The organism is Tardiphaga sp. (genome assembly GCF_041424195.1).
GTDB lineage: Bacteria > Pseudomonadota > Alphaproteobacteria > Rhizobiales > Xanthobacteraceae > Tardiphaga.
Window position 1 is genome coordinate 1 of record NZ_JBGMOE010000132.1, and the last position, 26,501, is coordinate 26,501.

At 62.6% G+C, this 26,501-nt stretch carries 24 protein-coding genes; 12 read left to right on the top strand and 12 right to left on the bottom strand.

The features are described 5' to 3' along the window. Window positions 1-1,500, top strand: a 1,500-nt coding sequence (locus ACEK02_RS17740) for a peptide chain release factor 3 (protein WP_371422897.1), incomplete at its 5' end; no start/stop codon positions are given. Between the two features lie 381 nt (window positions 1,501-1,881). Further along, on the top strand, window positions 1,882-3,102 hold the full coding sequence (locus tag ACEK02_RS17745; protein WP_371422898.1) for a GGDEF domain-containing protein: 1,221 nt from the start codon (window positions 1,882-1,884) through the stop codon (window positions 3,100-3,102). 52 nt (window positions 3,103-3,154) lie between these two features. Here ACEK02_RS17745 and ACEK02_RS17750 read toward each other — a convergent pair whose 3' ends face one another. Together ACEK02_RS17750 and ACEK02_RS17755 are read right to left on the bottom strand one after the other, a co-directional pair. Continuing rightward, the gene (locus tag ACEK02_RS17750) at window positions 3,155-3,616 is read right to left on the bottom strand and encodes an SRPBCC family protein (protein ID WP_371422899.1); all 462 of its coding nucleotides are present in this window, start codon (window positions 3,614-3,616) and stop codon (window positions 3,155-3,157) included. A gap of 45 nt (window positions 3,617-3,661) precedes the next feature. After that, on the bottom strand, window positions 3,662-4,327 hold the full coding sequence (locus ACEK02_RS17755; RefSeq protein ID WP_371422900.1) for a VOC family protein: 666 nt from the start codon (window positions 4,325-4,327) through the stop codon (window positions 3,662-3,664). A gap of 196 nt (window positions 4,328-4,523) precedes the next feature. Between ACEK02_RS17755 and ACEK02_RS17760 the strand changes: the two genes are divergently transcribed. Then, window positions 4,524-5,129 carry a hypothetical protein gene (locus ACEK02_RS17760; protein ID WP_371422901.1) on the top strand — a complete coding sequence of 202 codons (606 nt, stop codon included), beginning with the start codon at window positions 4,524-4,526 and terminating at the stop codon, window positions 5,127-5,129. Beyond that, entirely contained in the window at window positions 5,129-5,569 is a 441-nt protein-coding gene (locus ACEK02_RS17765) for a hypothetical protein (RefSeq protein ID WP_371422902.1), read from the top strand. Before ACEK02_RS17760 ends, ACEK02_RS17765 begins: the two co-directional genes overlap by 1 nt. 59 nt (window positions 5,570-5,628) lie before the next feature. On the opposite strand, the gene ACEK02_RS17770 is transcribed toward ACEK02_RS17765, so the two are convergent. Next, on the bottom strand, window positions 5,629-6,624 hold the full coding sequence (locus ACEK02_RS17770) for a Bug family tripartite tricarboxylate transporter substrate binding protein (RefSeq protein ID WP_371422903.1): 996 nt from the start codon (window positions 6,622-6,624) through the stop codon (window positions 5,629-5,631). Between the two features lie 150 nt (window positions 6,625-6,774). Here ACEK02_RS17770 and ACEK02_RS17775 point away from each other — a divergent pair, with 150 nt between their 5' ends. The 6 genes from ACEK02_RS17775 (at window position 6,775) to der (ending at window position 11,461) form a co-directional block, all read left to right on the top strand. Further along, window positions 6,775-7,359, top strand: coding sequence for an NnrU family protein (locus ACEK02_RS17775; protein ID WP_371422904.1), 585 nt, complete (start codon window positions 6,775-6,777; stop codon window positions 7,357-7,359). Window positions 7,360-7,363: 4 nt separating this feature from the next. Further along, window positions 7,364-8,212 carry a 3-methyl-2-oxobutanoate hydroxymethyltransferase gene (panB, locus tag ACEK02_RS17780; RefSeq protein WP_371422905.1) on the top strand — a complete coding sequence of 283 codons (849 nt, stop codon included), beginning with the start codon at window positions 7,364-7,366 and terminating at the stop codon, window positions 8,210-8,212. A 95-nt stretch (window positions 8,213-8,307) separates the two neighbouring features. After that, window positions 8,308-8,562, top strand: coding sequence for a hypothetical protein (locus ACEK02_RS17785; protein ID WP_371422906.1), 255 nt, complete (start codon window positions 8,308-8,310; stop codon window positions 8,560-8,562). A gap of 171 nt (window positions 8,563-8,733) precedes the next feature. Then, window positions 8,734-9,387: a tetratricopeptide repeat protein gene (locus ACEK02_RS17790; protein ID WP_371422907.1), complete on the top strand. Its 654-nt coding sequence runs from the start codon at window positions 8,734-8,736 to the stop codon at window positions 9,385-9,387. Between the two features lie 83 nt (window positions 9,388-9,470). Continuing rightward, entirely contained in the window at window positions 9,471-10,022 is a 552-nt protein-coding gene (locus tag ACEK02_RS17795) for a hypothetical protein (protein WP_371422908.1), read from the top strand. 53 nt (window positions 10,023-10,075) lie between these two features. Next, complete coding sequence (der, locus tag ACEK02_RS17800) at window positions 10,076-11,461, top strand: ribosome biogenesis GTPase Der (protein ID WP_371422909.1); 1,386 nt, start codon at window positions 10,076-10,078, stop codon at window positions 11,459-11,461. A gap of 24 nt (window positions 11,462-11,485) precedes the next feature. Here the strand turns inward: der and ACEK02_RS17805 are convergent, their stop codons facing one another. The 5 genes from ACEK02_RS17805 to radA all read right to left on the bottom strand — a co-directional run bounded on the left by ACEK02_RS17805 (window position 11,486) and on the right by radA (window position 17,599). Continuing rightward, entirely contained in the window at window positions 11,486-12,619 is a 1,134-nt protein-coding gene (locus tag ACEK02_RS17805; RefSeq protein ID WP_371422910.1) for a hypothetical protein, read from the bottom strand. Between the two features lie 218 nt (window positions 12,620-12,837). Beyond that, the gene (locus ACEK02_RS17810; protein WP_371422911.1) at window positions 12,838-13,578 is read right to left on the bottom strand and encodes an SDR family NAD(P)-dependent oxidoreductase; all 741 of its coding nucleotides are present in this window, start codon (window positions 13,576-13,578) and stop codon (window positions 12,838-12,840) included. Between the two features lie 161 nt (window positions 13,579-13,739). After that, complete coding sequence (gene purF / locus ACEK02_RS17815) at window positions 13,740-15,233, bottom strand: amidophosphoribosyltransferase (protein ID WP_371422912.1); 1,494 nt, start codon at window positions 15,231-15,233, stop codon at window positions 13,740-13,742. A gap of 35 nt (window positions 15,234-15,268) precedes the next feature. Next, on the bottom strand, window positions 15,269-15,901 hold the full coding sequence (locus tag ACEK02_RS17820) for a CvpA family protein (RefSeq protein ID WP_068731040.1): 633 nt from the start codon (window positions 15,899-15,901) through the stop codon (window positions 15,269-15,271). A gap of 237 nt (window positions 15,902-16,138) precedes the next feature. Continuing rightward, window positions 16,139-17,599 (bottom strand): DNA repair protein RadA, encoded by a 1,461-nt coding sequence (gene radA / locus ACEK02_RS17825; protein WP_371422913.1) that lies wholly within the window; start codon window positions 17,597-17,599, stop codon window positions 16,139-16,141. A 562-nt stretch (window positions 17,600-18,161) separates the two neighbouring features. Here radA and ACEK02_RS17830 point away from each other — a divergent pair. Continuing rightward, on the top strand, window positions 18,162-18,524 hold the full coding sequence (locus ACEK02_RS17830) for a hypothetical protein (RefSeq protein ID WP_371422956.1): 363 nt from the start codon (window positions 18,162-18,164) through the stop codon (window positions 18,522-18,524). A gap of 89 nt (window positions 18,525-18,613) precedes the next feature. Here ACEK02_RS17830 and ACEK02_RS17835 read toward each other — a convergent pair whose 3' ends face one another. Both ACEK02_RS17835 and ACEK02_RS17840 read right to left on the bottom strand, forming a co-directional pair. Next, a complete protein-coding gene (locus ACEK02_RS17835; protein WP_371422914.1) occupies window positions 18,614-22,087 on the bottom strand; it encodes a PAS-domain containing protein in 3,474 nt (1,157 codons plus the stop codon). Between the two features lie 328 nt (window positions 22,088-22,415). Next, window positions 22,416-23,144: a sulfite exporter TauE/SafE family protein gene (locus ACEK02_RS17840; RefSeq protein ID WP_371422915.1), complete on the bottom strand. Its 729-nt coding sequence runs from the start codon at window positions 23,142-23,144 to the stop codon at window positions 22,416-22,418. Between the two features lie 76 nt (window positions 23,145-23,220). On the opposite strand from ACEK02_RS17840, the gene ACEK02_RS17845 reads away from it, so the two are divergent. Beyond that, a complete protein-coding gene (locus ACEK02_RS17845) occupies window positions 23,221-23,607 on the top strand; it encodes a tautomerase family protein (protein WP_371422916.1) in 387 nt (128 codons plus the stop codon). On the opposite strand, the gene alr is transcribed toward ACEK02_RS17845, so the two are convergent. After that, a complete protein-coding gene (gene alr / locus ACEK02_RS17850) occupies window positions 23,604-24,791 on the bottom strand; it encodes an alanine racemase (protein ID WP_371422917.1) in 1,188 nt (395 codons plus the stop codon). The genes ACEK02_RS17845 and alr overlap by 4 nt on opposite strands. Before the next feature lie 99 nt (window positions 24,792-24,890). Beyond that, on the bottom strand, window positions 24,891-26,390 hold the full coding sequence (locus ACEK02_RS17855; RefSeq protein ID WP_371422918.1) for a replicative DNA helicase: 1,500 nt from the start codon (window positions 26,388-26,390) through the stop codon (window positions 24,891-24,893). Window positions 26,391-26,501 lie beyond the last annotated feature (111 nt).

A 26,501-nucleotide genomic window follows, 5' to 3' on the forward strand; every position in this document is an offset into this window, starting at 1 on the left:
GAAAAGCTGCTGCTGTTCGGCGGCGCCATCAATCTGGCCGGGCAGGTCAAGGCCAAGGGCGAGCGCCGCAACACCCGCTCGGACTGGATGAAGATCGAGCGCGACCGCGGCATCTCCGTCGTCACCTCGGTGATGACCTTCGAATTCCAGGGCCATGTTTTCAACCTCCTGGACACGCCGGGCCACGAGGACTTTTCGGAAGACACCTACCGCACGCTCACTGCGGTCGACTCGGCCGTCATGGTGATCGACGCCGCCAAGGGCATCGAGGCGCGGACGCTGAAGCTGATCGAGGTCTGTCGTCTGCGCGACATCCCGATCATCACCTTCGTCAACAAGATGGACCGCGAGAGCCGCGACGTGTTCGATCTCCTCGACGAGATCGAGAAGACGCTGGCGCTCGACACCACGCCGATCAACTGGCCGGTCGGCCGTGGCCGCGATTTCATGGGCACCTATGACATCGAGACCGGTGGCATCCGTTTGCTCGAAGGCGGCGGCGCCAAGACGGGCGCGGCCGAGAAGATCAAGATTTCCGATCTGGCCGGCCGCAACGCCAATCTCGATGCCGGCGAGATCGCCGACGAACTCGAACTGGTCAAGGAAGCCTCCAAGCCGTTCGACCTGCAGTCGTTCCGCGAGGGCCACATGACGCCGGTCTATTTCGGCAGCGCGCTGCGCAATTTCGGTGTCGGCGATCTGCTCGAAGGTCTCGGCCGTTTCGCGCCGTCGCCGCGCGCGCAGGAGAGCAATCTGCGCAAGGTCGAGGCCGACGAGCCCCGGATGTCGGCCTTCGTGTTCAAGATCCAGGCGAACATGGATCCGAACCACCGCGACCGCATCGCCTTTGCGCGGCTTTGCTCCGGCAAGCTCACGCGCGGCATGAAGGCCAAGCTGGTGCGCACCGGCAAGAACATGTCGCTGTCGTCGCCGCAATTCTTCTTCGCGCAGGACCGCGCTATTGCCGACGAAGCCTATGCCGGCGACGTGGTCGGCATTCCCAATCACGGCACGCTGCGGATCGGCGACACGCTGACCGATGGCGAGGACATCACCTTCATCGGCGTGCCGTCATTCGCGCCTGAAATCGTTCGTCGCGTCCGCCTCGGCGATGCCATGAAGGCCAAGAAGCTGAAAGAGGCTTTGCAGCAGATGTCGGAAGAGGGCGTCGTGCAGGTGTTCCGCCCGCGCGACGGCGCGCCGGCCTTGGTCGGCGTGGTCGGCCCGCTGCAGCTCGACGTGCTGAAGGCGCGGCTCGATGCGGAATATCAGCTCCCGGTGAGTTTCGAAGTCTCGGAATTCTCGCTGGCGCGCTGGATTTCGTCCGAGGACAAGAAGAAGCTCGAGACCTTCATGTCGAACAACAATTCCGGTGTCGCCGACGACGTCGACGGCGATCCGGTGTTCCTGGCGAAGAACGACTTCTATCTGAACTACACCAAGGAACGCGCTGAAGGGATCGTGTTCTCGGATATCAAGGACGTGAAGAAGCAGGGGTGAGAACGTTTTTCTTTTCCTGAACGCTGCCTAAAGGTGGATAGGCGGGTCAAGCCCGCGTATGACGACTGAATGTGAGGCGACACTCACTGCCACGTCGTGCCTGAGCCTGACCCGGCCATCCCATCTTGGCCCAGCGTGGGCCTTTGGCGCCGCATGATGTCTCAATGCGTCGGCGTTCACGCTTTCTTGAAGCTGCCGGGATCCTCAAGCTGTTCAATCATCCACGGGGCGAGGATCCTGCTTCCGGTGGATCGATTCCAATTTGAGGCATTTCTGCTCAAATTTGATAGCGTTTTCTGGCTACGAGGCACTCGGTGTTGAGGCGTCGGTGTTGAGGCAGTCGCGCCACGACGGCCTGGCCTATGGGAAAGTTTGAGTGAGATGGACGGGGTCGTCGTCAAGACTACGCTCCAACTGATTGCGCCCGGCATATTGGTCGTCTTCGGGATTGCCTTCGTCTGCGCGTGGCTCATCGAGAAGAAGCGCAACTACCTGTTCTTGCTGGCCGGCGCGTGCGTCCTGTTTGCCCTCGGCGCGATGTCGCAGATTCTGGGTTGGCCGCCCGGGGCGGGGCCCAATGCCATCGTGTCGGGCGCGCTCTACACCGCGGCGGTGATCGCCGCCGTGGAGGGCATCCTGCTGCGTTCGAGCAAGCCGCTCGGCCCGGCCATCGATATGGCGATCCTCGCCGCCTTCGTGCTTCTGCTCGCCTATTTCTTTTATATCGACCGTAATCTCATCGCCCGGGTCTACATCCAGAATTTCGGTTACGGCCTCCTGATGGTGATCGCAGCGTGGCGGCTCACCGCCTTGGCGCGGGGGCGATATGTGGACCGGGCTCTGTTCTGGGTGCTGCTGCTGTTTGGGTTGCACTTTTTTCCGCGGACCCTGCTCACGGTCGGATTTACGGCGCCGACCGACAAGACCGCTTTTGCCAATTCGATGTTCTGGCAAGCGCTCCAGTTGTCGCTCGCCGTGCTTGGCGCCGGCCTGGCGTTGGCCATCCTCGCTGCAGCAGTGTCCGACATGATTGACGATCTCCGTCGCGAACGCGACCTTGATCCGTTGACCGGAATCCTGAATCGGCGCGGCTTTCAGGAACGGGTATCGGCCCATCTGCACAAACACGGAGCGAGCCATGCTGCGCTCGCTCTGTGCGACATCGACCACTTCAAGAACGTCAACGATACCCTCGGTCATGACGTCGGGGACGATGTCCTCGGAGAGGTGGGACGCCTGCTGCGCAGCGCGTCGCGCAAGCGCGACATTGTCGGGCGGCTGGGCGGCGAGGAATTTGCGGTGTTCCTTCCGGACACCAATGAACAGGATGCGGTTGATTACGCCGAACGCCTGAGGATCGCGATCGCACAGAACAGATTTGTCATCCCGGGCGGAGCAAGGCACGTCACTGTGAGTTTCGGCGTGGGGACGCTGCAGCCGGGCGATAGCTGGCTGAGCCTGTACAAGCGGGTCGATGGGCGACTTTACGAAGCGAAGCGGGGCGGCCGTAATCGCACGATTTCCCATGCACTATCGAGCGTCTCTGCCGATGCGCCGGCCGGTGTATCGGACCGGCGCGCCGGAGAGCTATCCCTGGGATAGGCGGAACCGCGGCGCCTTCGCCAATTTCACGGATGACACTGCGCCGTCCGCTCTAGGTTCTTCGCCCCTCCACATTCCTCTTGATATTCCCCAGTCCCAGCACCGCTTCCTCATCCATGCGCTGAACCATCTCGGCCGTCGGCGGTTTCGGCCGCGCGGGGTTGCGCATGGTGCGGATGAACTTGGTGCCGTCGTCGGTCGGCTCGCAGATATACTGCACCACGATCGGGCCCATGAACGGCGTGTGCGTCAGGCCGATCCACAGTTTCGGGTGTTCGCAGGCGATCACCAGCCAGTCGAGATTCACCGGGCCGGTGCGCGTCGACCAGTGTTCGTGAAAGGTGTCGCCGAAGCCCATCGGCCGGTCGTCGCAATCGATCTGGTGCGAGGAGGGCAGCCATTCCGGCCATGATTTCGGATTGGTGACGTAATCGAACACGGCTTCGGGCGCAGCCGCAATCACGATGGAGTGGCTGCGCTCGAACGGAGTGGTCGGTTCTGCGTTGGTGGTCATACATTCCCCTTGTCGTGTCTTCCCATATGCCTTGCAGTACGTCCGCTATGTCGGCAACGGCTCGCCCGTCTGCTCGCGCACCAGGTAGTCGGCATACCAGTCCGGCCAGTTCTCGTCATGTTGGCCGCCGCTGCGCTTTTCGTGCTCGCCATGCGCTATGGCCGCCCGCCGCAGGGCGGCTGCGAGGTCAGCCGGAGACTTGAACGTCGTGGCACTGGCATCGACACGTCCGGGCAACCGCGTTGTGATTTCCTGAAACAGCCAGCCGTTGCCGTCCGGATCGCTGAATGACGCGAAGGAACGATAGCTGGCCCGCGCGGGATCCGGGCCATTCACCCGCAGCCGTCCGAACAGATAGGGTTCGTCCGGCCCGTTATTGACATCTCCGGCGTGGAAGGCGTCGCTCACCTGGATGCCGCGGCCGAGCAGGTCCGCACGGGCGGCCTCGATGTCGGAGACGATCAGATACAGACCCTGCGCCGAGCCCGGCGTCGCGGCGGTCACGTTCTTGCCGAAGATGACCGAGCAATCCGACCCTGGCGGCGTGAACTGGATCACGCGATAGTCGTCGCCGGCCACGAAGTCAGCATCGAGCCTCCAGCCAAGGCTTGCGTAAAAATTCTTGGCCTCGTCGACATCCGACACGGGAACGACGACGATTTCGAGCTTCATGGTCGTGGAAATATCACGATGTACCTGAGGACTGCTCATGTCGGTCTCCTGAGGTTGGGGGTGTGATGACGACGTGTGGTGCCGGACTGCACGCAGGCGCAACAATCTCTGCGATGAGCCGTTCGACAGGCGCTCCCGTTGCTGGTCTGCTCGTGCGGTTGTGACCCATCCGATCTTGATGACGCCACACGCCCGTATCATTTCAGGCGAGGGCGTATTTGCAAGGATTGTTCCGATGGCAGGACGGCTGTTGTCGCTTCTGATCGCCGGCGTCCTGACGGCATTCGCCGGGCAGGCCGAGGCGCGGCGGCTGCGCGCCGGCGATGCGGTGCCGTTTTCGCACCGGCCGTGCAGCGTGCTGGATGGCCGGCCGTGCACGCCATACACGTGCAGCGTGTTCGATCATGGGCCGTGCATTCCGGAGATCAATTATCCGATCGGCCAGAACCTGCAGGTCACGGTGATGAGCGTGCCGCCTGAGGATCAGCAGGATCGCTATCGCAAGCCCGATCATGACCTCGACAATCTTGGCGACCTGTTCGCGGCGTTGCGGTCGTGCTGGTCGCCGCCCGCGGTGGATCATGCGCGTGCGGGGATGCAGATGTCGGTGATGTTCTCGTTCAACAGGTCTGGCAGGCCCATCGCATCGCCGCGCGTGACCTTTGCCAGCAAGGATGCGCCGCAGGACATGCGCGACACCTATCTCAAGGCCATCAACACCTCGCTCGACGGTTGCCTGCCACTGAAGCTGACCAAGGGTCTGGGGGGCGCGCTGGCGGGGCGGCCGATCATGATCCGCTATGTCGATAATCGGGATCTTGAGGGGCAGTCCGGGAAGTAATGCGCGGCATGAACCGCTGTGCCATCCGCCGCGACGAAGGGGAAACCATCTCGGAGACGGCGATGCTCAAACGCAGGTTCGTAGTGATTGCGACGATTGTTGGCGCGGTCGGCGCGCTGACAGGCGGCAGCGCCTTGTTGTTCTGGCCTGACGCCGACAACTGGACCGAGGAAGCCAAGGCCTGCGTCGCCAACAAATATGCTGGCTACTGGGAAAGCAGCGGCAAATACTCGTTCAAGCTGGATTATGAGAATGGTTGCGACCGCAAGGTCTCGTGCGCGATTGACGTCCAGATCAACAACGCCCAACAGTCGATCAAGCAACATGGCGTGCTCGTCTTCGCCCCGCGGGGCCAGACACCGACGACGAACAGCTACAGCGTGCCCGTGACGTCGCTGGTCGGCTCGGCACAGGCGGACCGGAACTGCAGATTCGTGTGAAGGCTGCCTAACCTCTCCCCGTTGTGCGGGGAGAGGTTAGGAACCGCGTGCCTTTGCTCTCAATCGATCCTGATCTTCGCCGCCTTGATCACGTCGGACCACAGCGCCTTCTCGTCGGCCATCCGCTTGCGGAGCTGCTCCGGCGTGGTCGGCGACGGCGTGATGAGTTGCAGCTTCAGCTTCTCGATCACGCCGGGCTCTGCCAGCGTCTGCGTCACTTCTGCATTGATCGTCGCCACCACATCCCCAGACAGCCCGCCCGGGCCGACCAGCGCATTCCACGCATCGGACTGCACGTCGATGCCGCTCTCGGTGAGCGTCGGCACATCCGGCAGAAATGGCGAGCGCTTCGCGGTGGTGACGGCGAGGATCTTGACGGCCCCCGTCGAAAGCTGGGGCGTCACGCCGATGGCGGGGAGGCACGCGACCTGCACATCGCCGCGGATCAGCGCGGTGGTCGCCGCGGGCGACGATGGATAGGGGATGTGCACCATGTTGGCGCCGGCCTTCCGCGCGATCGCTTCCATGCAGAGCTGAGACAGCGTGCCGACGCCGATGGAGCCGTAGCCGAGGCCCTTCGGATCGGCTTTGGCCTTGGCGAGGAATTCCGCGACGGTGTTGACGCCGAGGCTGGTCGGCACCGCGAGCACGCTCGGCAACTGCGTCAGCAAGGTGATCGGCGCGATGTCGGTGTCGGGATTGTAGGGCAGCTTGGCAAACAGCAGCGTGTTGATGGCGAGGGGACCGCCGAGCGAGATGCCGATGGTCGAACCATCCGGCGTGGATTTGGCGATGGCGTCGGTGCCGATATTGCCGGAGGCGCCGGGCTTATTCTCCACGACGAAATTGGTGCCGGGATGCCGCGCCTGCAGACTGTCGGCGAGCACGCGGCCGACGATGTCCGGGCTCGCGCCGGCGCCGAACGGCACGATGATGCGCACCAGCTTGGGTGGCCAGACGGGCGCCTGCGCGTGCGCTGCGAAGGGCAGTGTCGCGAACAGCAGCGCTGCGAGCGCAAGGCGAAAGCGGGCAGATGTCGTGTCGTTTCGCAGCATTGCGTGCGTCCCCTGAAAAGTGATACCCGGAAACCGTCTGACCGGCGCCAAAGGCGGCTAAAATCCGCTGGCCGGGCGGGACCATAGTGGGAATTTCAGGGCGGGCAACCCATCCGGCACGCAACCGCCCGGGCGAGAGGACTGAACATCATGGGACTGATCGTGATGATCCTCGGCCTCGTGCTGTTTCTCGGCATTCACCTGTTCATCATCAGGCGCGAGGCGCGCGCGGAGTTGATCGCGCGTCTGGGCGAGAGCGTCTACAAGCTCGGCTTTGCGCTGATCTCCGCCGTCGGCCTCGCGCTGATCATCTGGGGCTTCGCGGAATATCGCGCGACCGGCTGGATCAATGTCTGGACGCCGCCGCCGGCGATGAAACACATCACCGTCGCGCTGATGCTGCCGGCGGTGATCCTGGTCGCCGCGTCCTATATCCGCGGTCGCATCTACACCACGCTGAAACATCCGATGCTCGCCGGCATCAAATTGTGGGCCGCCGCGCATCTGCTCGCCAATGGCGATCTCGGCTCGATTATCCTGTTCGGATCTTTCCTGGCCTGGGCGGTGATCGATCGCATCTCGATGAAACATCGCGCCGACGCCGGCGGTCCGCCGATCCCGGTGGGCGGTCCGATGAATGACGCGATTGCGGTCGCGGTTGGTATCGTCGCCTATATTGCTTTGGGTTTCGCCTTTCATCCGGTGGTGATCGGCGTCCCCGTGTTCGGAGCTTAAGTTCATGTCAGTTCAGTCGGCCATCAAGCGCAAGACCGCACCGGATATTCTCGCGCGCAAGAACGGCGAGCCGATCGTGATGCTCACCTCGTATCATGCGCATACGGCCTCATTGGTCGATCGCTATTGCGACGTCATCCTGGTCGGCGACTCGCTCGGCAATGTGATGCATGGCTTCGAGACGACAATCCCGGTGACGCTGGAGATGATGATCCTGCAGGGCCATGCCGTGATGCGCGGCTCGCAGCATGCGCTGGTCGTCGTCGACATGCCGTTCGGCTCCTATGAGGCCTCGAAGGAGCAGGCGTTTCATTCTGCCGCGCGCATTCTGAAAGAGACCCATTGCGGCGCCGTGAAGCTGGAAGGTGGCGCGCGCATGGCCGAGACCATCGCGTTCCTCACCGAGCGCAGCATTCCGGTGATGGCCCATATCGGTCTGACGCCACAGTCGATCGCAGCCCTTGGTTCGTTCCGCTCGCAGGGCAAGGAAGAAGCCGAAGCACTCGCGCGCGGCGAGAACCTGCCCGGTCCGATCCAGAACGATGCAATCGCGGTCGCGCAAGCCGGCGCGTTCTCCGTCGTCATCGAAGCGGTCGCCGAACCACTGGCGCGGAAAATCACCGAGACGATTGCAATCCCGACCATCGGCATCGGCGCGAGCGCGGCCTGCGACGGTCAGGTGCTGGTGCTCGAAGACATGCTCGGCCTGTCGGCGCGGGTGCCGAAGTTTGTGAAGCGCTATGGCAATCTTGGTCCGATGATCGAGGCGGCCATCGAGGGTTACGCCACCGATGTGCGCTCGCGGGCATTTCCGGGACCGGAACATGTCTATGGCGGCAAGCCGAAGGGCTGACGCAGGTTTGACGCAAGGCGCCCGCAGGATTTCCGCAGGAATTTTGCGGGTCTGTCGGGGTTGAAATGCAGGGGCAGATGCGAAGGATGATGACTATGAAGACGTTGAAATTCCTGAGCTTTGTCGCCGTGCTGGCGCTGCTTCCCGCGATTTCGCAGGCGGAGCCGGTCAAGAAGGAGCGGAAGCCCCATTACCGTCTCGAGGAACCCCGTCCGGTCGCAAGCCCGCTCAACGATACCCGGGGCAATGCCGCGCTCGGCGGTAACAATGCCAATTCGGCCTTCGGCGACAACAGTGCCGGGTCCAACGCCAATGGCCGCACCAGCGGCGGCGCCGGGGGCATGAACTGACGCTCCTGAAAGGTATCGGTTCGAATTAAGCATTGCGGGATAACGCTTTGATCGCGCTGGCTTTGCCTTGCCAGCGCCATAACGCTAGGGTATCGCCGCCGCCATGCCGGAGCGCATATGCCCGGCGCCGCTCGGGGTGAGCGCGGCCCATCGGGGACAGGATACCTTTAAGTGTCTGAATTATTTAATGAAGTCGACGAAGACCTGCGTCGCGAGCAGCTCAAGAAGATCTGGGAAAAGTATTCGCTCCTGATCATTGCAGTCGCGATTCTGATCGTGGTCGGTGTCGGCGGCTGGCGCGGCTATACCTATCTCGAGGCCAAGAAGGCCGGAGAGGCCGGTGCGGCGTTCGATCGCGCGGCTGAACTGGCCGAGCAGAACAAGCATGCCGAGGCCGAAGCTGCCTTCACCAAGCTGGCTGCCGAGGCGCCGTCCGGCTACCGCGCGCTGGCCCGTCTGCGCGCCGCTGCCGAGGCCGCTTCGCGCGATCCGCAGGCCGCGGTGAAGCTGTACGACGACATCATCGCAGATCGCACCGTTCCTGCGCCGGAGCAGGATCTGGCGCGTATCCGCGCCGGAAGCCTGTTGCTGGAGACCACGCCCTACGAGGCGATGCAGACGCGCCTGGAGCCGGCGACGACCAATACCAGCACCTATCGCCATTCGGCGCGCGAGCTGCTGGCGCTGTCGGCCTGGAAGGCCAACAACGCCGTGGCGACGCGACAGTGGCTGGACATGATGTCCAACGATGCGGAGACGCCGGCGAGCCTGCGTACTCGCGCCGAAGCGCTGCAGGCGCTGTTGCCGCCCGCAGCCAAGAGCTAAGCGAGAGCCGAGCAAGACAAGAGCTGAATTAGAGCCGACCTGAAGCCGATCGTTCAGATCACGAGTTGAGTGAGAAGTCGTCCATGCGCCCGATGCAACGCCTCGTTTCCGCCGCCGTCCTGATCGCGCTGTCCAGCGCGCTCTCGGGCTGCGGCAGCATGTCCGGCTGGGATCCTGCTGATTTGCTCGACTTCCTGGACACCAAGAAGAAGCTGCCGGGCGACCGCAAGCCGGTGTTCCCCGATGGCGTCCCGGGCCTCGAGCAGGGCGTGCCGAAGGATCTCTACAAGGAGAATGTCGAGCGCCAGCGCGCACAGGACGCCGCAACGGCAACGCCACAGCCGACGGCGCCTGCGCCGGAGCCCCAGGGCCGCAAGTCGCGCAATCGTGGCTCGGTTCAGGTCGGCACCGTTCGTCAGGATGGCGCAGCGCCGGCCGCCGAGCCCGATGCCGCCGCCGCCGAAGAAGGCAGCACCGCCGCCGCGCCGCCGCCGCCGAAAGGCAAGAAGGTCGCCCGTCGTCGCAGCACCACTGCGCCGCCGGCGGATGAGCCGGCAGCAGCAACGCCAGCACCTGCCCAGCAGGCAACCACACCATTCCCGGCACCAGTGCCGTCGGGTAGTTTCTCGCGCTGAGATCGCGCGCCCTCTCATTGACAGGCTGTCCGTAAAGGGCGCACGGATCACCTATGTCTTACACCATTGCGATCATCGGCCGACCCAACGTCGGCAAATCCACGCTGTTCAACCGTCTGGTCGGGCAGAAGCTTGCGCTGGTCGATGACACCCCCGGCGTCACCCGCGACCGCCGCGAGGGCGAGGGCAAGCTTGGCGATCTCGAATTCACCTTGGTGGATACCGCCGGTCTCGATGAAGGCCCGAAGGGCTCGCTGACCGCGCGCATGCAGGAGCAGACCGAGACGGCGATCGCGCTGGCCGATGCGCTGTTCTTCGTCATCGATGCGCGTGCGGGGCTCACGCCGAACGATCGCGCCTTTGCGGATTTCGCGCGCCGCGCCAACAAGCCGGTGCTGTTGCTCGCTAACAAGAGCGAAGGCAAGCATGGCGAAGTCGGCGCGATGGAATCCTATGCACTGGGCCTCGGCGATCCCATCCAGATCTCCGCCGAACATGGCGAAGGCCTTGGTGAGCTCTATGACGCGCTGCGCGTGCTGATGCCAGAGCCGGTCGAAGAGCCCGAAGAATTCGACGATGACGACGTCATCATTCCCGAAGAAGAGATCGAGACGCGGCCGATCCGCGTCGCCATCGTCGGGCGGCCCAATGCCGGCAAGTCGACGACGATCAATTATCTGCTCGGCGAAGAGCGCCTGCTGACCTCGCCAGAAGCGGGCACTACGCGCGACAGCATTTCGGTCGAGCTCAACTACAAGGGCCGCGACTTCCGCATTTTCGACACCGCCGGCCTGCGTCGCCGTTCGCGCATCGAGGAGAAGCTCGAGAAGCTCTCCGTCGCCGATACGCTGCGCGCCGTGCGCTTTGCCGAAGTCGTCGTGCTGATGATGGACTCGCAGAACAAGTTCGAGGAACAGGATCTGCGCATCGCCGATCTGATCGAGCGCGAAGGCCGTGCATTGGTGATCGCGGTCAATAAATGGGATCTGGTCGAGAAGCAGGGTGGCCAGATCGGTCAATTGCGCACCGATGCCGATCACTGGTTGCCGCAGGTCCGGGGCGTGCCGATCGTCGCGATTTCCGGCCTGATGGGCGAGGGCGTCGATCGCCTGATGAAGGCGATCGAGGACTCCTATTCGATCTGGAATCGCCGTATCCCGACGGCCGGCCTCAATCGCTGGTTCGAGGATGCCATCGGCAACAATCCGCCGCCCGCCGTGTCAGGTCGTCGCCTCAAGCTGAACTACGTCACCCAGGCGAAAGCACGTCCACCGAGCTTCATAGTGTTCTGCTCGCGCGCCGACGCGGTGCCGACGAGCTATCTGCGCTATCTCACCAACACGCTGCGCGAGGCCTTCAACCTGCCGGGTACGCCGATCCGCATCACGCTGCGCGAAAAGGCCAATCCGTTCGCGCATAAGCGGAAGCGGCCGAACTGAGTTCGACCGCTTCGCAAGGCTTCGCTATTTCAACGCATCCGAGACCAGCTTGAATTTCTGGATACGCTTTCCGGTGTCGACTTCGGCCGTATAGACGTTGCCCTTGGCATCCACCGCCATGGCATGAATCCAGTGGAACTGGCCGGCCTGGCGGCCGTTGCGGCCGAACGTGCCGACAACCTTGCCGTCGTCGCGATTGATGACGCGGATTTCGTTGTTCTCGCCATCGGCAGTCAGGAGCCAGCTCTGTTTCGGATCGGGCCAGACGGCGAGATCCCAGACAGCGCCGTTGCCGAGGGTGGCCTTCTCGTAGAACCACTCCTTCACGAATGAGCCATCCTTCTTGAACACCTGCACGCGGTTGTTGATGCGGTCGCAGACATAGACGAGGCCGTCATTGGCGAGCTTCACGCAATGAACGGGATTGGCGAATTGCTGCGACACCGGCGCGTTGGGGTCATAGGGCGCCTGCTTGTCGTCGTTCGGCTTGTTGCCATAGGCACCCCAGTGCCGCTTGTAGGCGCCGGTGGTGGCGTCGAACACGATGACGCGTCGATTGCCATAGCCATCGGCCACATAGATCTCGTTGGCATCCTTGTCGATGGCGGTCTCGGCGGGCTTGCCGAGCTGCGTGGTGTCGTTACTGCCTTTCGATGGCGCGATTGTGCCAATCTGCATCACGAACTTGCCGTCGAGGGTGAATTTCAGGATCGCGTTGTCGTTGGCCTCGTTGCCGCCGACCCAGACGAAGCCATCGTCGCTCACTTCGATGCCGTGCTCGCGGCCGACCCATTCATAACCGGTGCCGGGGCCACCCCACGAACGCAGCAGATTGCCATCACTGTCGAACTCGAGCACCGGCGGCGCGGACACGCAGCACTTCGAGCGCGGCGGATTGAGCGCTGCGCCTTTCTCGTCATCGGTGAGTGAGCGCGGGCGATGGATCACCCAGACATGGCCGTCCTTGTCGGTCGTGATGCCGCCGACCTGGCCGAGGATCCAGTTGTTCGGCAGCGGCTTCGGCCAGGACGCTTCGACCTCGAAGCGCGGGATATCGGCGGCGCGGGACGGAGGGGGTGACAGGGAGAGCGCGGTGAGCGCGAGTGCGGCTGTTGCAAGTATACGCAGCGACCACGCGCGATGAGTTGGCGACGCCATGACGACCTCCCTGATTATCGGTGCGGGTTGTCCCGCTTGGGAGGAAGTGAAGTCCGGCGATGGGGAAGAGTCAATCTTGCGGCGCGGTGAAGAAACGCGGCGTTCCGCATTGTGTAGGATGGATAGAGCAGAGGAGCATGGCGCCGGAGCGAAACCCATCACTCATAGGAAAGACAGCGATGGGTTTCGCTGCGCTTTACCCATCCGACTGATCAGCACTACGACGGTGCGTGGAAGCTCATGACCTTGCCGGTCTTGTAATCGACGAACTTCCCGGTCTGCGTCCAGGATGACAGGCACAGCGGCACGATGGTCTCGGCAACCTGCGCCGGTGTGTCGAGTGTCTCGGGATCCTCGCCGGGCATTACGATGGCGCGCATATGCGTGCGCACGGGACCGGGATTGAACAGGTTGACGCGGATATTCGTCGTCGCGGTCTCGTTGGCCCAGACGCGCACCAGTGTTTCCAGCGCAGCCTTGGAGACGGCATAGGGCCCGCGATAGGCGGAGGCCTTGTTGGCAGTACCGGATGTGATGAACACGGCGCGGCCGGCATCGGACTGCTGCAGCAGCGGCTCCATGCAGCGGATGAGCTGGAAGTTCGCGGTGAGGTTGGTGGCCATGGTGTCGTTCCATGCCTTCATCTCGATATGGCCGAGCGGCGATGAGGGACCAGCGACGCCGGCATTGCCGACCAGAATGTCGAGCTTGCCATGGCGTTCGTGCAGGGCTGCGCCGAGGCGTGAGATGCCGTCGAGATCGGTGATGTTGAGCGGCACCAGCGTGGCGCTGCCGCCCTCGGCGCGGATCGCGTCGTCGAGTTCTTCGAGGCCGCCTTGCGTGCGGGCCACCGCGACGATGTGCGCACCGGCCTTGGCCAATGCGAGGGCAGTGGCATAGCCGATGCCGCGCGAGGCGCCGGTGACGAGGGCGATGCGGGAGGCGAGGGATTGGGTCATGGACAGCTTCACTCCGTCACGCCCGGACTTGTTCCGGGCATCCACGTCTTTAGTGCGTGGTTTTATAGACGTGGATGACCGGGACATCTAGCGAAGCCGCGCTTCGCGCTTTGCCCGGCCATGACGGCGTTTAGTCGATAGTGGCGATAGCCGTTTCTGGCTCAGCTCGCTTCGGCCAGCAGAGAGAGCTGGCGCGGGGCGTCGATCTCGCTCATGTCGGTGAGCGGGGTCGGATAGTCGCCGGTGAAGCAGTGGTCGGCGAATTTCGGATGGGCGGGATCGCGGCCCGGTTCGCCCATGGCGCGGTAGATGCCGTCGACCGAGACGAAGGCCAGCGAGTCGGCGCCGATCAGGTCGCGCATTTCTTCCAGGGTGTGGGTGGCGGCGAGGAGGCCGGCGCGATCCGGCGTGTCGATGCCGTAATAGTCAGGATGGGTGATCGGCGGCGAGGCGATGCGGAAGTGGACTTCGCTGGCGCCGGCGTCACGCATCATCTTGACGATCTTCTTCGACGTGGTGCCGCGCACCAGACTGTCGTCGATCAGCACGATGCGCTTGCCTTCGATGGCGGCACGGTTGGCAGAATGTTTCATGCGCACGCCGAGTTCGCGCACGCTCTGGGTCGGCTGGATGAAGGTGCGGCCGACATAGTGATTGCGGATGATGCCGAGTTCGAACGGCACGCCCGACGCGCGGGAGTAGCCGATCGCGGCAGGGACGCCGGAGTCCGGCACCGGCACGATGACGTCGGCTTCCACATGGGTCTCGCGGGCGAGCTGTTCGCCCATCGCCTTGCGGGTGTCGTAGACCGAGCGTCCGCCGACGATCGAGTCAGGGCGCGCGAAGTAGATATATTCGAAGATGCAGGGGCGCGGTGCTTGCGGCGCGAACGGCTTGTGGCTCTGTGCGCCGTTCTCGTCGAACACGATCACTTCGCCGGGTTCGATGTCGCGGATGTACTTGGCGCCGATGATATCGAGCGCGCAGGTTTCCGAGGCGAGGATCGGGGAGCCGTCGAGCTCACCCAGCACCAGCGGACGGATGCCGAGCGGATCGCGCGCGCCGACCAGCTTCTTGTTGGTCAGCGACACCAGCGCATAGGCGCCTTCGATGGCGCGCAGCGCTTCGATGTAACGGTCGATGAAACGATTGCGCTTGGAGTGCGCGACGAGGTGCAGGATGACCTCGGTGTCGGTGGTCGACTGCATCATCGCGCCATTCTTCACGAGTTCGCGGCGCAGGGTCAGACCGTTGGTGAGGTTGCCGTTATGGGCCACTGCAAAACCGCCGGCATTGAGTTCGGCGAACAGCGGCTGGACGTTGCGGAGAATGGTTTCGCCCGTGGTGGAGTAACGGGTGTGGCCGACGGCGGCGGTGCCGGGCAGGCGCTCGATCACTTCGCGGCGGGAGAAGGTGTCGCCGACGAGGCCGAGGCGACGCTCGGAGTGGAAGCGTTTGCCGTCGAAGGCGACGATGCCGGCGGCCTCCTGTCCGCGATGCTGGAGGGCGTGGAGGCCGAGCGCGGTGATCGCCGCCGCATCGGGATGTCCGTAGATACCGAATACTCCGCATTTTTCGCGGAGCATGTCGCCGTCGAGGTCGGGATTTCGCATGGTGGTGCTCGCGTCGTCGGAAGGGCTCTGCATTGGATCCATCGCGCCTTTCAGGTGTCGCGAGAAACTAAGAACGCCTAGCGTCCCGCCGGTTTGCCATCGATCAGCTTTTTCAGGCTGTCGCGGGCAGGTTTGGAATAGCCATCCGCGGCGCCGGGCGCTGCGGGCTCGGCGTCGGTCGTATCCTCATCGGGTTTGTTTTTCTTGAACCTCTTCAAGATGGTGTTTTCAGGGTCATCCGGCAAGAGCGCCATCAACCAATCGCCGGTTCCCTGCAGAACAACACGTGATTTTGCACCCGTGACCCAGTCGGGACGCTGCTTGTCCGGCACCAGCCATGAGAAGAACAGAAAGGCGACGACCACGATCAGGAGGCCGCGGGCGAGGCCGAACAGGAAGCCCAGTGTGCGATCCAGCGCGCCGATGCGCGAATCCAGGATCATGTCGGAGATGCGGACGGTGATGATCGAGACCACGATCAGCGTGCCGATGAACACGCCGGCCACTACCACGATGCTGGCGACGGTGTCGTTGTTGAAATAAGTTTTAGCCGTCGGGAGCAGCTTCTGGAAAGCAAACAGGGTGACCAGCGCCGCAGCGCCCCAGGCCGCAATCGACAGGATCTCGCGCATGAAGCCGCGGACCATGGCCAAGAGGCCGGAGATCAGCATGACGCCGAGCAGGACAAGGTCGAGAATCGTGATCGGCATCGGCTGGTCAGGTCCGCTCGTGAATCAGAAACCGCGAATCGGCACAGGCGGCCGCTTCAGGTGACGGTGATATGGCATGTCTCGCAAGGCCGGAAAACCGCTATCGGCCGCAAGAGTACACCAGATCACACCATTGTTCCGCTTTGCGCAAAATGCCTTAACGGAGCGTGTGGAGGTTTGCGCAGTCATCTGCGCCTGATTTGTATAGCGGCCGTGACGGCGCAGGTCACCCGCGTGTCAGCCATCCTGGCGCTTGAATCGCGCCGATGCGGTATTTTTCCCGGCATCTGTGCTTTTGCTGTTGTCGCGCGTGGGTTTGACGCCACGCGCAGCGATATCGGCGACCAGCGAGGTGAGGCCGCCGATGGTATTGAGGGACAGTCCGGCATCACCGCCGGGGTCGCCGCGCGCCGATTCCGGCAGCACCGCGCGGCCGAAGCCGAGCTTCGCGGCTTCCTTCAGCCGTGCCGAGGTCTGAGCCACCGGGCGTACGGCGCCGGATAGCGAGATTTCGCCGAAATAGACCGCGTCGGTGGGCAGTGGCGCGTTGCAGAGCGACGAGACCAAGGCAGCGGCAGCGGCCATGTCGGCGGCGGGCTCGTTGATGCGCAATCCCCCGGCAACGTTGAAATAGACGTCGTAGCCCGACAGCTTGACGCCGCAATGGGCTTCCAGCACTGCCAGCACCATGGACAAGCGCGATGAATCCCAGCCCACCACCGCGCGCCGGGGGGTACCCAGGGTCGTCGGTGCAACTAGAGCCTGCAGTTCCACCAGCACCGGGCGGGTGCCCTCCATGCCGGCGAAGACGGCGGTGCCCGGCGAGCCGAGATCGCGGTCGGACAGGAACAGCTCGGACGGGTTGGAGACCTCGCGCAGACCCAAACCTGTCATCTCGAACACGCCGATTTCGTCGGTGGGGCCGAAGCGGTTCTTCACCGCACGCAGGATGCGGAACTGCTGCGAGCCTTCGCCCTCGAAGGACATCACGGCATCGACCATGTGCTCGACCACGCGGGGCCCGGCGATCTGGCCGTCCTTGGTGACATGGCCGACCAGGATGATGGTGGCGCCGGATTTCTTGGCGAAGCGAATAAGTGCCTGCGCCGAGGCGCGGACCTGGGTCACGGTGCCCGGCGCGGATTCCACCGTGTCGGTCCACATGGTCTGGATCGAGTCGATCACGATCAGCCGCGGCACCGTGCCTTCCGACAGCGTGGCGACGATGTCCTCGACCGAGGTTTCCGACGCGAGCTGCACCGAGGCGTCCGCGAGGCCCAAACGCGACGCGCGCAGCCGCACCTGCGCCACGGCTTCTTCGCCGGAAATGTAGACCACGCGGTGGCCTGCCCGCGCCATCAGGCTGGTGGCCTGCGTCAGCAAGGTCGATTTGCCGATGCCGGGATCGCCGCCGATCAGGAGCACCGAGCCGCGCACGAAACCGCCGCCGGTGACGCGGTCGAGCTCGCCCATCCCCGAGGGAATACGTGGCGCGTCGTTGCTCTGGCCGGTCAGGCTTTCGAGATTGAAGGTGCGTCCCTTGCGCTTGGAGCGCGCACTGACGGGGATCGTGGTGACGCCGGTGGTGTCCTCCTCGGCCAGCGTATTCCACTCGCCGCAGGCATCGCACTTGCCCTGCCACTTGTTATAGGCGGCACCGCAATTCTGGCAGACGAAGGACAGGAGGTTTTTGGCCATGGGGAGGGAATCGCTGTGCGGAGTTCAAACACCGTAGATAGCATGGAATGCCGGACGAAAGAGCACTACGCCGGCATGACGACGCGCTGTGCGGAGACTTTGATCTGGCCGCCGCCCTCCTGACGCGATGAGCGCGGTTGTCGTGCGCGTGGGCGCGCCCCAGCCATCGTGGCGCTCATAACAGGCGACTTCATCAACTTCCCGGCTACGTAGAGTCCTGCAGCCAACGCGAAGAGGGGCAGGCGATAAATCTCACGAAGAAGAACGGAAGGATGAGATACAGCGTGATTTCGCGGCTCAGAAAAAGAAACGGCAGATAACGAAGTTCGACCATTTTTCACCCGATCCCTTGTCGCGCCCGACAATTTGCGTGTTCACTCCTCATCCATTCTTAAGCACGTTCATCAAGGTAAATATCAGGACCGCGTTGACCGGTGGCGGTGCTTGGCTAAGTGTCAGGTATCAGAGCGATACGAATTGAATTCAAACAAGCTCGCCACGGGGTCCCGTCATGAAAAAAATGATTGCTGCAGCAATGTTCGCCACTGTCGCCGGAATGGCGATGCCCGGTGTTGCCTCGGCAGGCTGCTATAACTGCTACGCACCGCCGCCGCCGTGCCAGACCTGCTATCAGCAGCAGGTGGTGCCGCCGCAGTACCGCACCGTCGAAGAGACGGTCATGGTCGCTCCCGGCCGCACCGTCCGACATCGCACGCCGGCCCAGTATGAGACCGTGATGGTGCCGAAGACCGTGATGGTCGCGCCTGCGCGCGTCGACTACGAGCACATCCCGGCGCAATATGCCACCCAGCAGCGCGTGCAGATGGTTGCTCCGGCGCAGGTCTATTACGCACCGGTGCAGCAGGGTTGCTCGACCTGCAATCGCGGCTTCAGCTTCGGCTCAAGCTACGGATACGGCTACTAAGCCGCGGATAGCCCGGATTTCAGGACTGCCATCGGCCGCCTCAGGGTGGCCGATTTGCGTTTGGGGGAGGCCGCCGCTGGCGGCGGCGGTCATCTCCCTGCCGTGATGACCCCTGCGCAGGACTTGCCGTCAGCACTGTCTCCAAATGAACCTGCCGCATCGAGGTCGAGCTCGGAGAGCGGGACGGGCCGGCCGAACAGAAAGCCCTGGACAAGGTCGACGCCTGCAGCCTGCAGATATTCAAATTGCTCTTCGGTCTCGACGCCCTCGGCCGTCGTTGCGATATCAAGACCGCGGGCCAGCGCAAGCACCGAGGACACCACCGCTGCGCAATCGCGGCGATTGGGAGCGCCTTGTGCGAAGGACTTGTCGATCTTGATCCTGTCAAACGGGAAATTGGTCAAATAACTCGCCGTTGAGTAACCCGTGCCAAAATCGTCGAGTGCCATGGAGATACCGAGATTCTTCAGTTGCCGTATCGTCCCCAGATGCGCCGTCGCGTTCTCAAGAAGAGCTGTCTCCGTAATTTCCAACTCCAGTCGTTCAGGCGAAAGACCCGTTTCCATCAGAGTATCCAGCATGACGTCGAGCAATTTTCCCTTGCTGACTTGAACCGCAGAGATGTTGACCGTGATCTTGAGATGAGCCGGCCACGACGCTGCATCCGTGCAAGCCTGGTGCAGGATCCACTCGCCAAGAGGGAGGATCAGCCCCGTCGCTTCCGCGAGCGGAATAAACTGATCGGGAGCGATGAGTCCTTTCGACGGATGCCGCCAGCGGACCAGCGCCTCGGCGCCGCAGATCTGCCGCGTCCTGGCGTCAACCACCGGCTGATAGTGCACCTCGAATTCGTTTCGCGCGATCGCGTCTCGCAGTTCGTTTGCCAATATCTTCTGCGAGTGGGCAGCCTCGATCATTTCGGACTGGAACAGGCGGAAATCATTTCGCCCGCCCGTCTTGGCGTCGTAGAGCGCAAGATCCGCTTTTCTCAACAGGTCCTCAGGATCGACGCCCTGTTCCGGAGCGAGGGAAATTCCAATGCTGATCCCGATGCTGGCCTGGTGGCCGTTGAGATCAAATGGCTGGGCAATGGCATCGATGATCCTGAGGGCAAGCACGATTGCACCCTCTTCCGGATTGGGTCCTCCGTCCTGGATGATTGCAAACTCGTCACCACCAAGGCGGGCCAGTACGTCGGTTTCGCGAGTCGACGACTTCAGCCGTTGTGCGAACTCGACAAGCAAACGATCCCCGGCGAGATGTCCCAGCGTGTCGTTGACGGTCTTGAATCTATCGAGGTCGAGCATGACCACGGCAAAGCCACTGTCATGGCGGCCAAGACGCTTGCTCGCCTCCTCAAGTTTCTCGGTAAACAGTGTTCGGTTGGCAAGTCCGGTGAGCGCATCGTGACGCGCCAGGTGAACGATCTCGGCCTCTGCGCGCCGCCGTTCGGTGATGTCTTCGTGCGTTGCTACCCAACCGCCGTCCTTCATCGGCTGTCGGGTGACGAGTATCAATCGCCCATCCGCAAATTCATCGACCCTGGCCGAGCTTGAATCCGTCGAATGCTGACCCAATTCAGCTATCTTTTTCCTGATGGCCGGCTCGCTCGTCCCGCCCTTGAGAATGCCACGGGAGACGCGATCGGCGATGATAGCCTCATGAGGCGTCCCGACTTTCAACAAAGCTGCAGGCAACTGGTATAGTTCCGCATAACGGTCATTCCAGACAACGAGCCGCTTCGCTCCGTCGAACATGCAGAGACCCTGTGACATGTTGCTCAGCGCAATGTCGAAGCGTTCGTTCGTCTGCTCCAGCTCCGCGGCTTTCGCGGCCAGCAATTGCTCCCTGTGTTTTTGCGCCGTGACATCTTCATGCGTCGCCAGCCACCCTTCGTTCGGCATCAGATGGCGCGTCATCGAAATGAGGCGTCCGTCGACAAGCTCCTGGACCTCCTTCTCCAGTTTCAGCTTGGCATCGACAAGGACGTCCGTTGCCATTTCGCAATTCGTTCTCTTCGCCCGGCGGTATTCAATGATTTGCCGCAGCGTTGTCCCCGGCTTCACCTGTTCTTCGCTCAGGTGATAGATTTCCGCATAGCGCGCATTTGAAAGAATGATCCTCTGCTCGCCATCAAACAGCGAAAGCCCCTGCGACATGTTGTTCATCGCGGCGTCGAAGCGCATGTTGATCCGCTCGAGTTCAGCGGCTTTATCAGTCAACAATCGCTGTGCGCGCTTCTGCTCGGTGATGTCTTCATGGGTTGCGACCCATCCGCCATCCGCAATCGGCCTGCGTTGAATTAATATTACGCGACCGTCGGGAGACATATAAACTTGCTTTTGCTTCGTCGGGATCTCCTGAACGTCCCCGTCGATGGTCAAATCGTGCTTTCCGCGATCCTTGAGGGCCTGCAGCATGCGAGGCAGGGGTGTTCCGGGCCTGACGAATTCTTCCGGGAAACCGTACATCTCACGGAAGCGGCCATTCGAAACCACAAGATTCTTATTTGCGTCGAACAGACAGAGCCCTAGCGACATGTTGCTCAAGGCAGCGTCGAACTGCATGTTCGTTCGTTCCAGAATTCTTGTTTTCACGGCAAGACTATTTGTCTGGCGCACAATCCGAAACGTGCCGAACAAGATGACGCCAACGATCAAGGCGACGAGCGGGCCCACCATGTAAAGGTGCTGTCGCCATGGTCCCAGCACTTCGCTGCGGGCGTATGTGATGACCAACACTAGCGGCAGTCCGGGCACAGCCTTGTATCCCGCGACCCGCGCGATTCCGTCGATAACGCCTATCGTTTCGTAGGAGCCCGCTTCCGATTGTGGCAGATATTCGGAGACGAGCGGGCTATCCGCGAAAGATTTTCCGATGGATCCTTTGATCGCGGGCACTCGCGCAAGAACGCGCCCCGTGCCGGCGCGATGCAGTAACAGCACGGATCCACCCTTGCCGACATCGATCGCGCGATAGACCTGCGTGAAATGGGTCGGGTCGAGCGGTGCAGTTACAATTCCTGCGAAGCTGCCGTCGGCATTGTTTAGCCGGCGCGACGCCGCCGTCAGCCATTTGTCGGTGACAGCCGAGGGATAGGGCGGCGCAATGAACAGCCGGCCATCGGCCTGATCGCGTTGAGCGGTGAAGTGCAACATGTCGGAGATATTGCTTCGCGGAGGCGTGCCATCGTAGGAATGCGCCAGAAGGTGACCGGCGGCATCTGTCCAGCCGACGGCAACGACGATCGATGAAGCCTTCTTGAGAAGACGTAAGGCGGCATTTGCGTCTTCGGGCGTTGCATACTTTCCTGAAAGACTATCTTTGCGAATTCTCTCGGCCTCGATCAGTGTTCGATCGATCCCCTCAAATGTCAGCGCCGTGTGTTCGGCGAGAATCTCGGCGATGTTCAGTGCCGCCTTTCTGGCCTCGGAGAGCGCCGCATGATGGCGCGCCTGCAGATCCACCAAAAAGACAACGATGATCGACGTCGCAAAGAAGACGCCGAGCACCACCAATGAAAATCCTGGCAGCCGGGCCAGTCTTCCATAGAACGCGCGCATGAAGCGTCCACGCAGTCGTTACAAAGGAAACAGATGAAGTTCCGGATTTTAGCGTGGATTACGAACCTTAATAATAGGTTGGAAATATTGGCATTACTGTACGTGGCGAGGCAAAGGATTATGCTGCACTGCGCGCGGTGGAAGTGCGGATTTGCGAGATAGTAATACCTGTTGCTGGTTGATCGCCTTCTATGAACCTCAGTCGCGCGTACTTCTAAGTAATAGATACAACTTTAATCAGCGCCCGTTTCCAGCGGCCTGCTGTCCGGCTTGAGCCAGCAACTCGCGGGGGAGCGGACATACTTACCGCGATTTATGAGTACATGCCCTAGATCAACGCCATGCCCGACAGCACCATGCTTACGCCTGCCAGAAGCATGATCCCGTCCATGAGTAGGCGGAACGTCTCGACGCTCAGTTTCAGTACGTAGCGCTTGGCGATGAACGCGCCGGCCATCAGCGAGGCGCCGGCGATCAGCCCTTTTACAAGCACATCGATATCGAGCGCGCCAAAGCGCTGGAAGGTGACAGACTTGCTGAGATACAGGCCGAGGGAACTTGCGGCCTCGGTGGCGAGGAAGGCGCCCTTGGTGAGGCCGTAAAACAGAAACAGCGGTACGCTGAGTGGACCGCTGGAGACGACGATGCCGGTGAGATAGCCGATGATCGCACCGCCAAGCGCGAGTTGCCCCAGGCCGATGGTGAAGGAGCGCCGCGCCAGCCAGTGGCGCAGCGGCACCATCGCAATGAAGAACAGTCCGATAGTGAGATCGACCACATGCGACGGCAGCACCAGCAGCGTGCGTGCGCCCAGGGCTGCGGCTGGAATGCCGGTGAGCGAATAGGCGGCGGTGGCGCGCCAGTCGACCTCGCGCCACCAGGCCATGATGCGCGAGAGATTGGACATCACGGCGGCGATGGCCATGATCGGCACGGCCTGCTTGGGGCCGAATTCGTAGACCAGCACCGGCATCAGCATGATCGACGAGCCGGTGCCGACGATGCCGGAAATGGTGCCGGCGAGTAGGCCGACCGTGCAGACGAAGATGAAGTTCACGGCGTGACTCTCCGGAGCGGGACGTTACAAGAGCGCTCCAGTCGTGTAGGTGCAACCGATCCGATGGGAGAGGGCGATGCCAGTCACAAGAATTGTCACCGGAGATTGGGCGCGGGGCCGCGAGATCGAGATCATCGAGGCCGTGCAATCGGCCATGCTGGCGACGCTCAAAATTCCCGATTGGGACCGCGACGTGACGGTGGACACCTATAGCGAGACGCAGCGCATCGTGCCGACCGGGCGCTCGCAGCGCTTTACCCGGGTCGAGATCACGATGTTTGCCGGCCGCTCCATCGAGGCCAAGCGCGGTCTCTACAAGGGGATCGTGCGGAACTTGACGACGCTCGGCGTGCCGGAACTCGAGATCAAGATCGTGTTGAACGAGCAGCCCCTGGAAAACTGGGGCGTACGCGGCGGCGCGCCGGCCTCCGAGATCGAACTCAGCTTCAAGGTCGACGTCTAGGACGCGGAGACGGGCTCCGCAGCGGCCGCGTCGCCGCCCTTATAGACCCGCAGATAGCGCCGGCCGAGGCTGGTCAGTACCTCATAGGCGATGGTGCCGTAGTGATGCGCGAGTTCGTCGACGGTGATGCCGTCGCCGATCAGCGTCGCGAGATGGCCGCGGCGGGCGGCGTTGTGGGGCAGGTCGGTGATATCCACCGCGAGCAGGTCCATGGAGATGCGGCCGGCGATCTGGCAGCGCTGGCCGGCGACGATGACCTCGGCGCCGCGAGTGCCGTCGCTGCTGCCGGCCGCGCGGAAATAGCCGTCCGCATAGCCGGCCGCGACGATTGCCAGCCTGGTGGGCCGCCGCGCGATCCAGGTGGCGCCATAGCCGACGCTGTCGCCGCGCTCGACGTTGCGGGTCTGCAGGATGCGCACCTTGAGATCGACCACGGGCGTCATCGGATTGTCGGCTTCCGGCGTCGGATTGACGCCGTAGAGTGCTGCGCCCGGACGCATCAGGTCGAACTGATAGGCCGCGCCGAGAAAGATGCCTGACGAATTCGCGAGGGATGCCGGCACGCCGGAGAACAGTGACGAAGCCTCGCGGAAACTGGAATATTGCCGCGCGTTCATCGGATTGTGCAGTTGTTCAGCGCAAGCGAGGTGGCTCATCACCAGCGTGAAGCCGTGGTCGCCCGAACCGAGGCGCGGGATCAGTCCCTGGACATCGACAAGGCTGAGGCCGAGCCGGTTCATTCCAGTGTCGACATGCACGGCCGCGCCACCCTTCCAGCCGGTGCGGCGGCAGAACATGTCCCATTCTGCGAGTTCGTTAAGATCGCCGATCACGGGCTGCACATTGATGGCGGCCAGCGCATCGCCGGAATTCGGCGGGAAACCGTTCAGCAGATAGATCGCCGCATCGGGCGCAGCGGCGCGCGCAGCGCGGGCTTCCTCGAAGGTGGCGACGAAGAAGGTCTTGCAGCCGGCTTTCGCCAGGGCGCGCACCACCGGCGTGATACCGCAGCCATAGGCGTCGGCCTTCACCGCCGCGCCGCATTCGGCTGGCACGCCATGCTTTTCGAGCTTGCGCCAGTTGGCGACGATGGCATCGAGATCGATGGTCAGGATGCCACTGGCGTCTGCGGGCAACTCCATGTCGGCGGGAGTTGTCGGTTTCGGGTCGGCGACGCTGTTCATCAGAATGTCCTGGCGCAGGAATCGCGCGAAGGGATCACGCGATCGGTATTCTGCGCCGCACAATATGCCCGCGTCAGTGCCTGTTCAACCGCGCGCGCATCACTCCTCGGGGGCGCGGAACTGGGAGCCGCCGGCGAGATCGCTGAAGCGTGTGAACTGGCCTTCGAATTGCAGATCGACGGTGCCGGTCGGTCCGTGACGCTGCTTGGCGATGATGACTTCGGCCTTGCCGTGCGCAAGATCCATATCGAGCTGCCATTTCTCGTGCTCGGGCGTGCCGGCCCGCGGCTCTTTGGCCTGCAGGTAGTATTCCTCGCGATACACGAAGACTACGACGTCGGCGTCCTGCTCGATCGATCCGGATTCACGCAAGTCGGAGAGCTGCGGATGCTTGTCTTCACGATTTTCGACCTGACGCGAGAGCTGCGACAGGGCCACCACCGGGCAGTTCAATTCCTTCGCCAACGCCTTGAGGCTGGTGGTGATCTCGGTGACTTCCTGTACGCGGTTGTCCGAGCGCTTGCCCGAGCCCTGCAAGAGCTGGATGTAGTCCACCATGATGACGTCGAGGCCCTTCTGCCGTTTCAGGCGGCGGGCACGGGCGGTGAGCTGCGAAATCGACAGGCCGCCGGTTTCGTCCACATAGAGCGGCAGGTTCTGCAGCTTGATGGTGTAGTCGCGGATCTTGTCGAATTCGGCCTGGGTGATGCCGCCGCGGCGGATCGCGCTTGAGGAAATCTCGGTCTGCTCGGCGAGAATACGTGTGGCGAGCTGTTCGGCGGACATTTCGCAGGAGAAGAAGCCGACGACGCCGCCATTGATGGTCTTCATGCTGCCGTCGGGCTGCACTTCGGACTGGTAGGCCGCGGCAATATTGTAGGCGATGTTGGTGGCGAGCGAGGTCTTGCCCATGCCGGGACGGCCGGCGAGCACGAGGAGGTCAGAGCGCTGCAGGCCGCCCATGCGGGCATCAAGGTCGCGCAGGCCAGTGGAGATGCCGGACAGTTTGCCCTCGCGCTGATAGGCATTGGCCGCCATGTCCAGCGCGGTGGTCATCGCCTGGGAGAAGCGCTGGAAGCCGCCGTCATAGCGGCCGGCTTCGGCGAGTTCATAGAGCCGGCGCTCGGCGTCCTCGATCTGGGCGCGGGGTGCGAAGTCGACCGGCGCGTCATAGGCGACGTTGACCATGTCTTCGCCGACGCCGATCAACTGCCGGCGGATTGCCAGCTCATAGATCGTGCGTCCGTAATCCTGCGCGTTGATGATGGTGGTGGCTTCGGCGGCGAGGCGGGCGAGGTACTGACCCACGGTCATGCCGCCCAGATCCGTATCGGTCGGCAGGAAGGTCTTCAGCGTGACAGGTGTGGCGATCTTGCCGGCGCGGACGATGGCGCTGATGGTCTCGAAAATGGTCTGATGGATCGGCTCGAAGAAATGATCGGGCTTCAGGAAGTCCGAGACCCGATAGAACGCGTCGTTATTGACCAGCATGGCGCCGAGAACGCCCTGTTCCGCCTCGATATTGTGGGGCGCGGTTCGGTAGGCCGGGGTGCCGGCATCGGGCGCTAGCTTGAGAACGTTCGAATCAAATGCGGCCATGGTCTTTATTGGGTCTTCTGAATTGGGCGGATGAGCGGCGTCGTAACGCGCGGCGTTGGACTAAGCGCTTCGCATGCGGCGAACGAAAGGATGCGGTCAGCCCTTATGCAC

Excerpts from the sequence above, each read along its gene's own strand:
- ACEK02_RS17745 (WP_371422898.1), top strand. The coding sequence starts at position 1,882 with ATGGACGGGGTCGTCGTCAAGACTACGCTCCAACTGATTGCGCCCGGC.
- ACEK02_RS17750 (WP_371422899.1), bottom strand. The coding sequence starts at position 3,616 with ATGACCACCAACGCAGAACCGACCACTCCGTTCGAGCGCAGCCACTCC.
- ACEK02_RS17755 (WP_371422900.1), bottom strand. The coding sequence starts at position 4,327 with ATGAGCAGTCCTCAGGTACATCGTGATATTTCCACGACCATGAAGCTC.
- ACEK02_RS17760 (WP_371422901.1), top strand. The coding sequence starts at position 4,524 with ATGGCAGGACGGCTGTTGTCGCTTCTGATCGCCGGCGTCCTGACGGCA.
- ACEK02_RS17765 (WP_371422902.1), top strand. The coding sequence starts at position 5,129 with ATGCGCGGCATGAACCGCTGTGCCATCCGCCGCGACGAAGGGGAAACC.
- ACEK02_RS17770 (WP_371422903.1), bottom strand. The coding sequence starts at position 6,624 with ATGCTGCGAAACGACACGACATCTGCCCGCTTTCGCCTTGCGCTCGCA.
- ACEK02_RS17775 (WP_371422904.1), top strand. The coding sequence starts at position 6,775 with ATGGGACTGATCGTGATGATCCTCGGCCTCGTGCTGTTTCTCGGCATT.
- panB (WP_371422905.1), top strand. The coding sequence starts at position 7,364 with ATGTCAGTTCAGTCGGCCATCAAGCGCAAGACCGCACCGGATATTCTC.
- ACEK02_RS17785 (WP_371422906.1), top strand. The coding sequence starts at position 8,308 with ATGAAGACGTTGAAATTCCTGAGCTTTGTCGCCGTGCTGGCGCTGCTT.
- ACEK02_RS17795 (WP_371422908.1), top strand. The coding sequence starts at position 9,471 with ATGCGCCCGATGCAACGCCTCGTTTCCGCCGCCGTCCTGATCGCGCTG.
- der (WP_371422909.1), top strand. The coding sequence starts at position 10,076 with ATGTCTTACACCATTGCGATCATCGGCCGACCCAACGTCGGCAAATCC.
- ACEK02_RS17805 (WP_371422910.1), bottom strand. The coding sequence starts at position 12,619 with ATGGCGTCGCCAACTCATCGCGCGTGGTCGCTGCGTATACTTGCAACA.
- ACEK02_RS17810 (WP_371422911.1), bottom strand. The coding sequence starts at position 13,578 with ATGACCCAATCCCTCGCCTCCCGCATCGCCCTCGTCACCGGCGCCTCG.
- purF (WP_371422912.1), bottom strand. The coding sequence starts at position 15,233 with ATGGATCCAATGCAGAGCCCTTCCGACGACGCGAGCACCACCATGCGA.
- ACEK02_RS17820 (WP_068731040.1), bottom strand. The coding sequence starts at position 15,901 with ATGCCGATCACGATTCTCGACCTTGTCCTGCTCGGCGTCATGCTGATC.
- radA (WP_371422913.1), bottom strand. The coding sequence starts at position 17,599 with ATGGCCAAAAACCTCCTGTCCTTCGTCTGCCAGAATTGCGGTGCCGCC.
- ACEK02_RS17830 (WP_371422956.1), top strand. The coding sequence starts at position 18,162 with ATGCCCGGTGTTGCCTCGGCAGGCTGCTATAACTGCTACGCACCGCCG.
- ACEK02_RS17835 (WP_371422914.1), bottom strand. The coding sequence starts at position 22,087 with ATGCGCGCGTTCTATGGAAGACTGGCCCGGCTGCCAGGATTTTCATTG.
- ACEK02_RS17845 (WP_371422916.1), top strand. The coding sequence starts at position 23,221 with ATGCCAGTCACAAGAATTGTCACCGGAGATTGGGCGCGGGGCCGCGAG.
- alr (WP_371422917.1), bottom strand. The coding sequence starts at position 24,791 with ATGAACAGCGTCGCCGACCCGAAACCGACAACTCCCGCCGACATGGAG.
- ACEK02_RS17855 (WP_371422918.1), bottom strand. The coding sequence starts at position 26,390 with ATGGCCGCATTTGATTCGAACGTTCTCAAGCTAGCGCCCGATGCCGGC.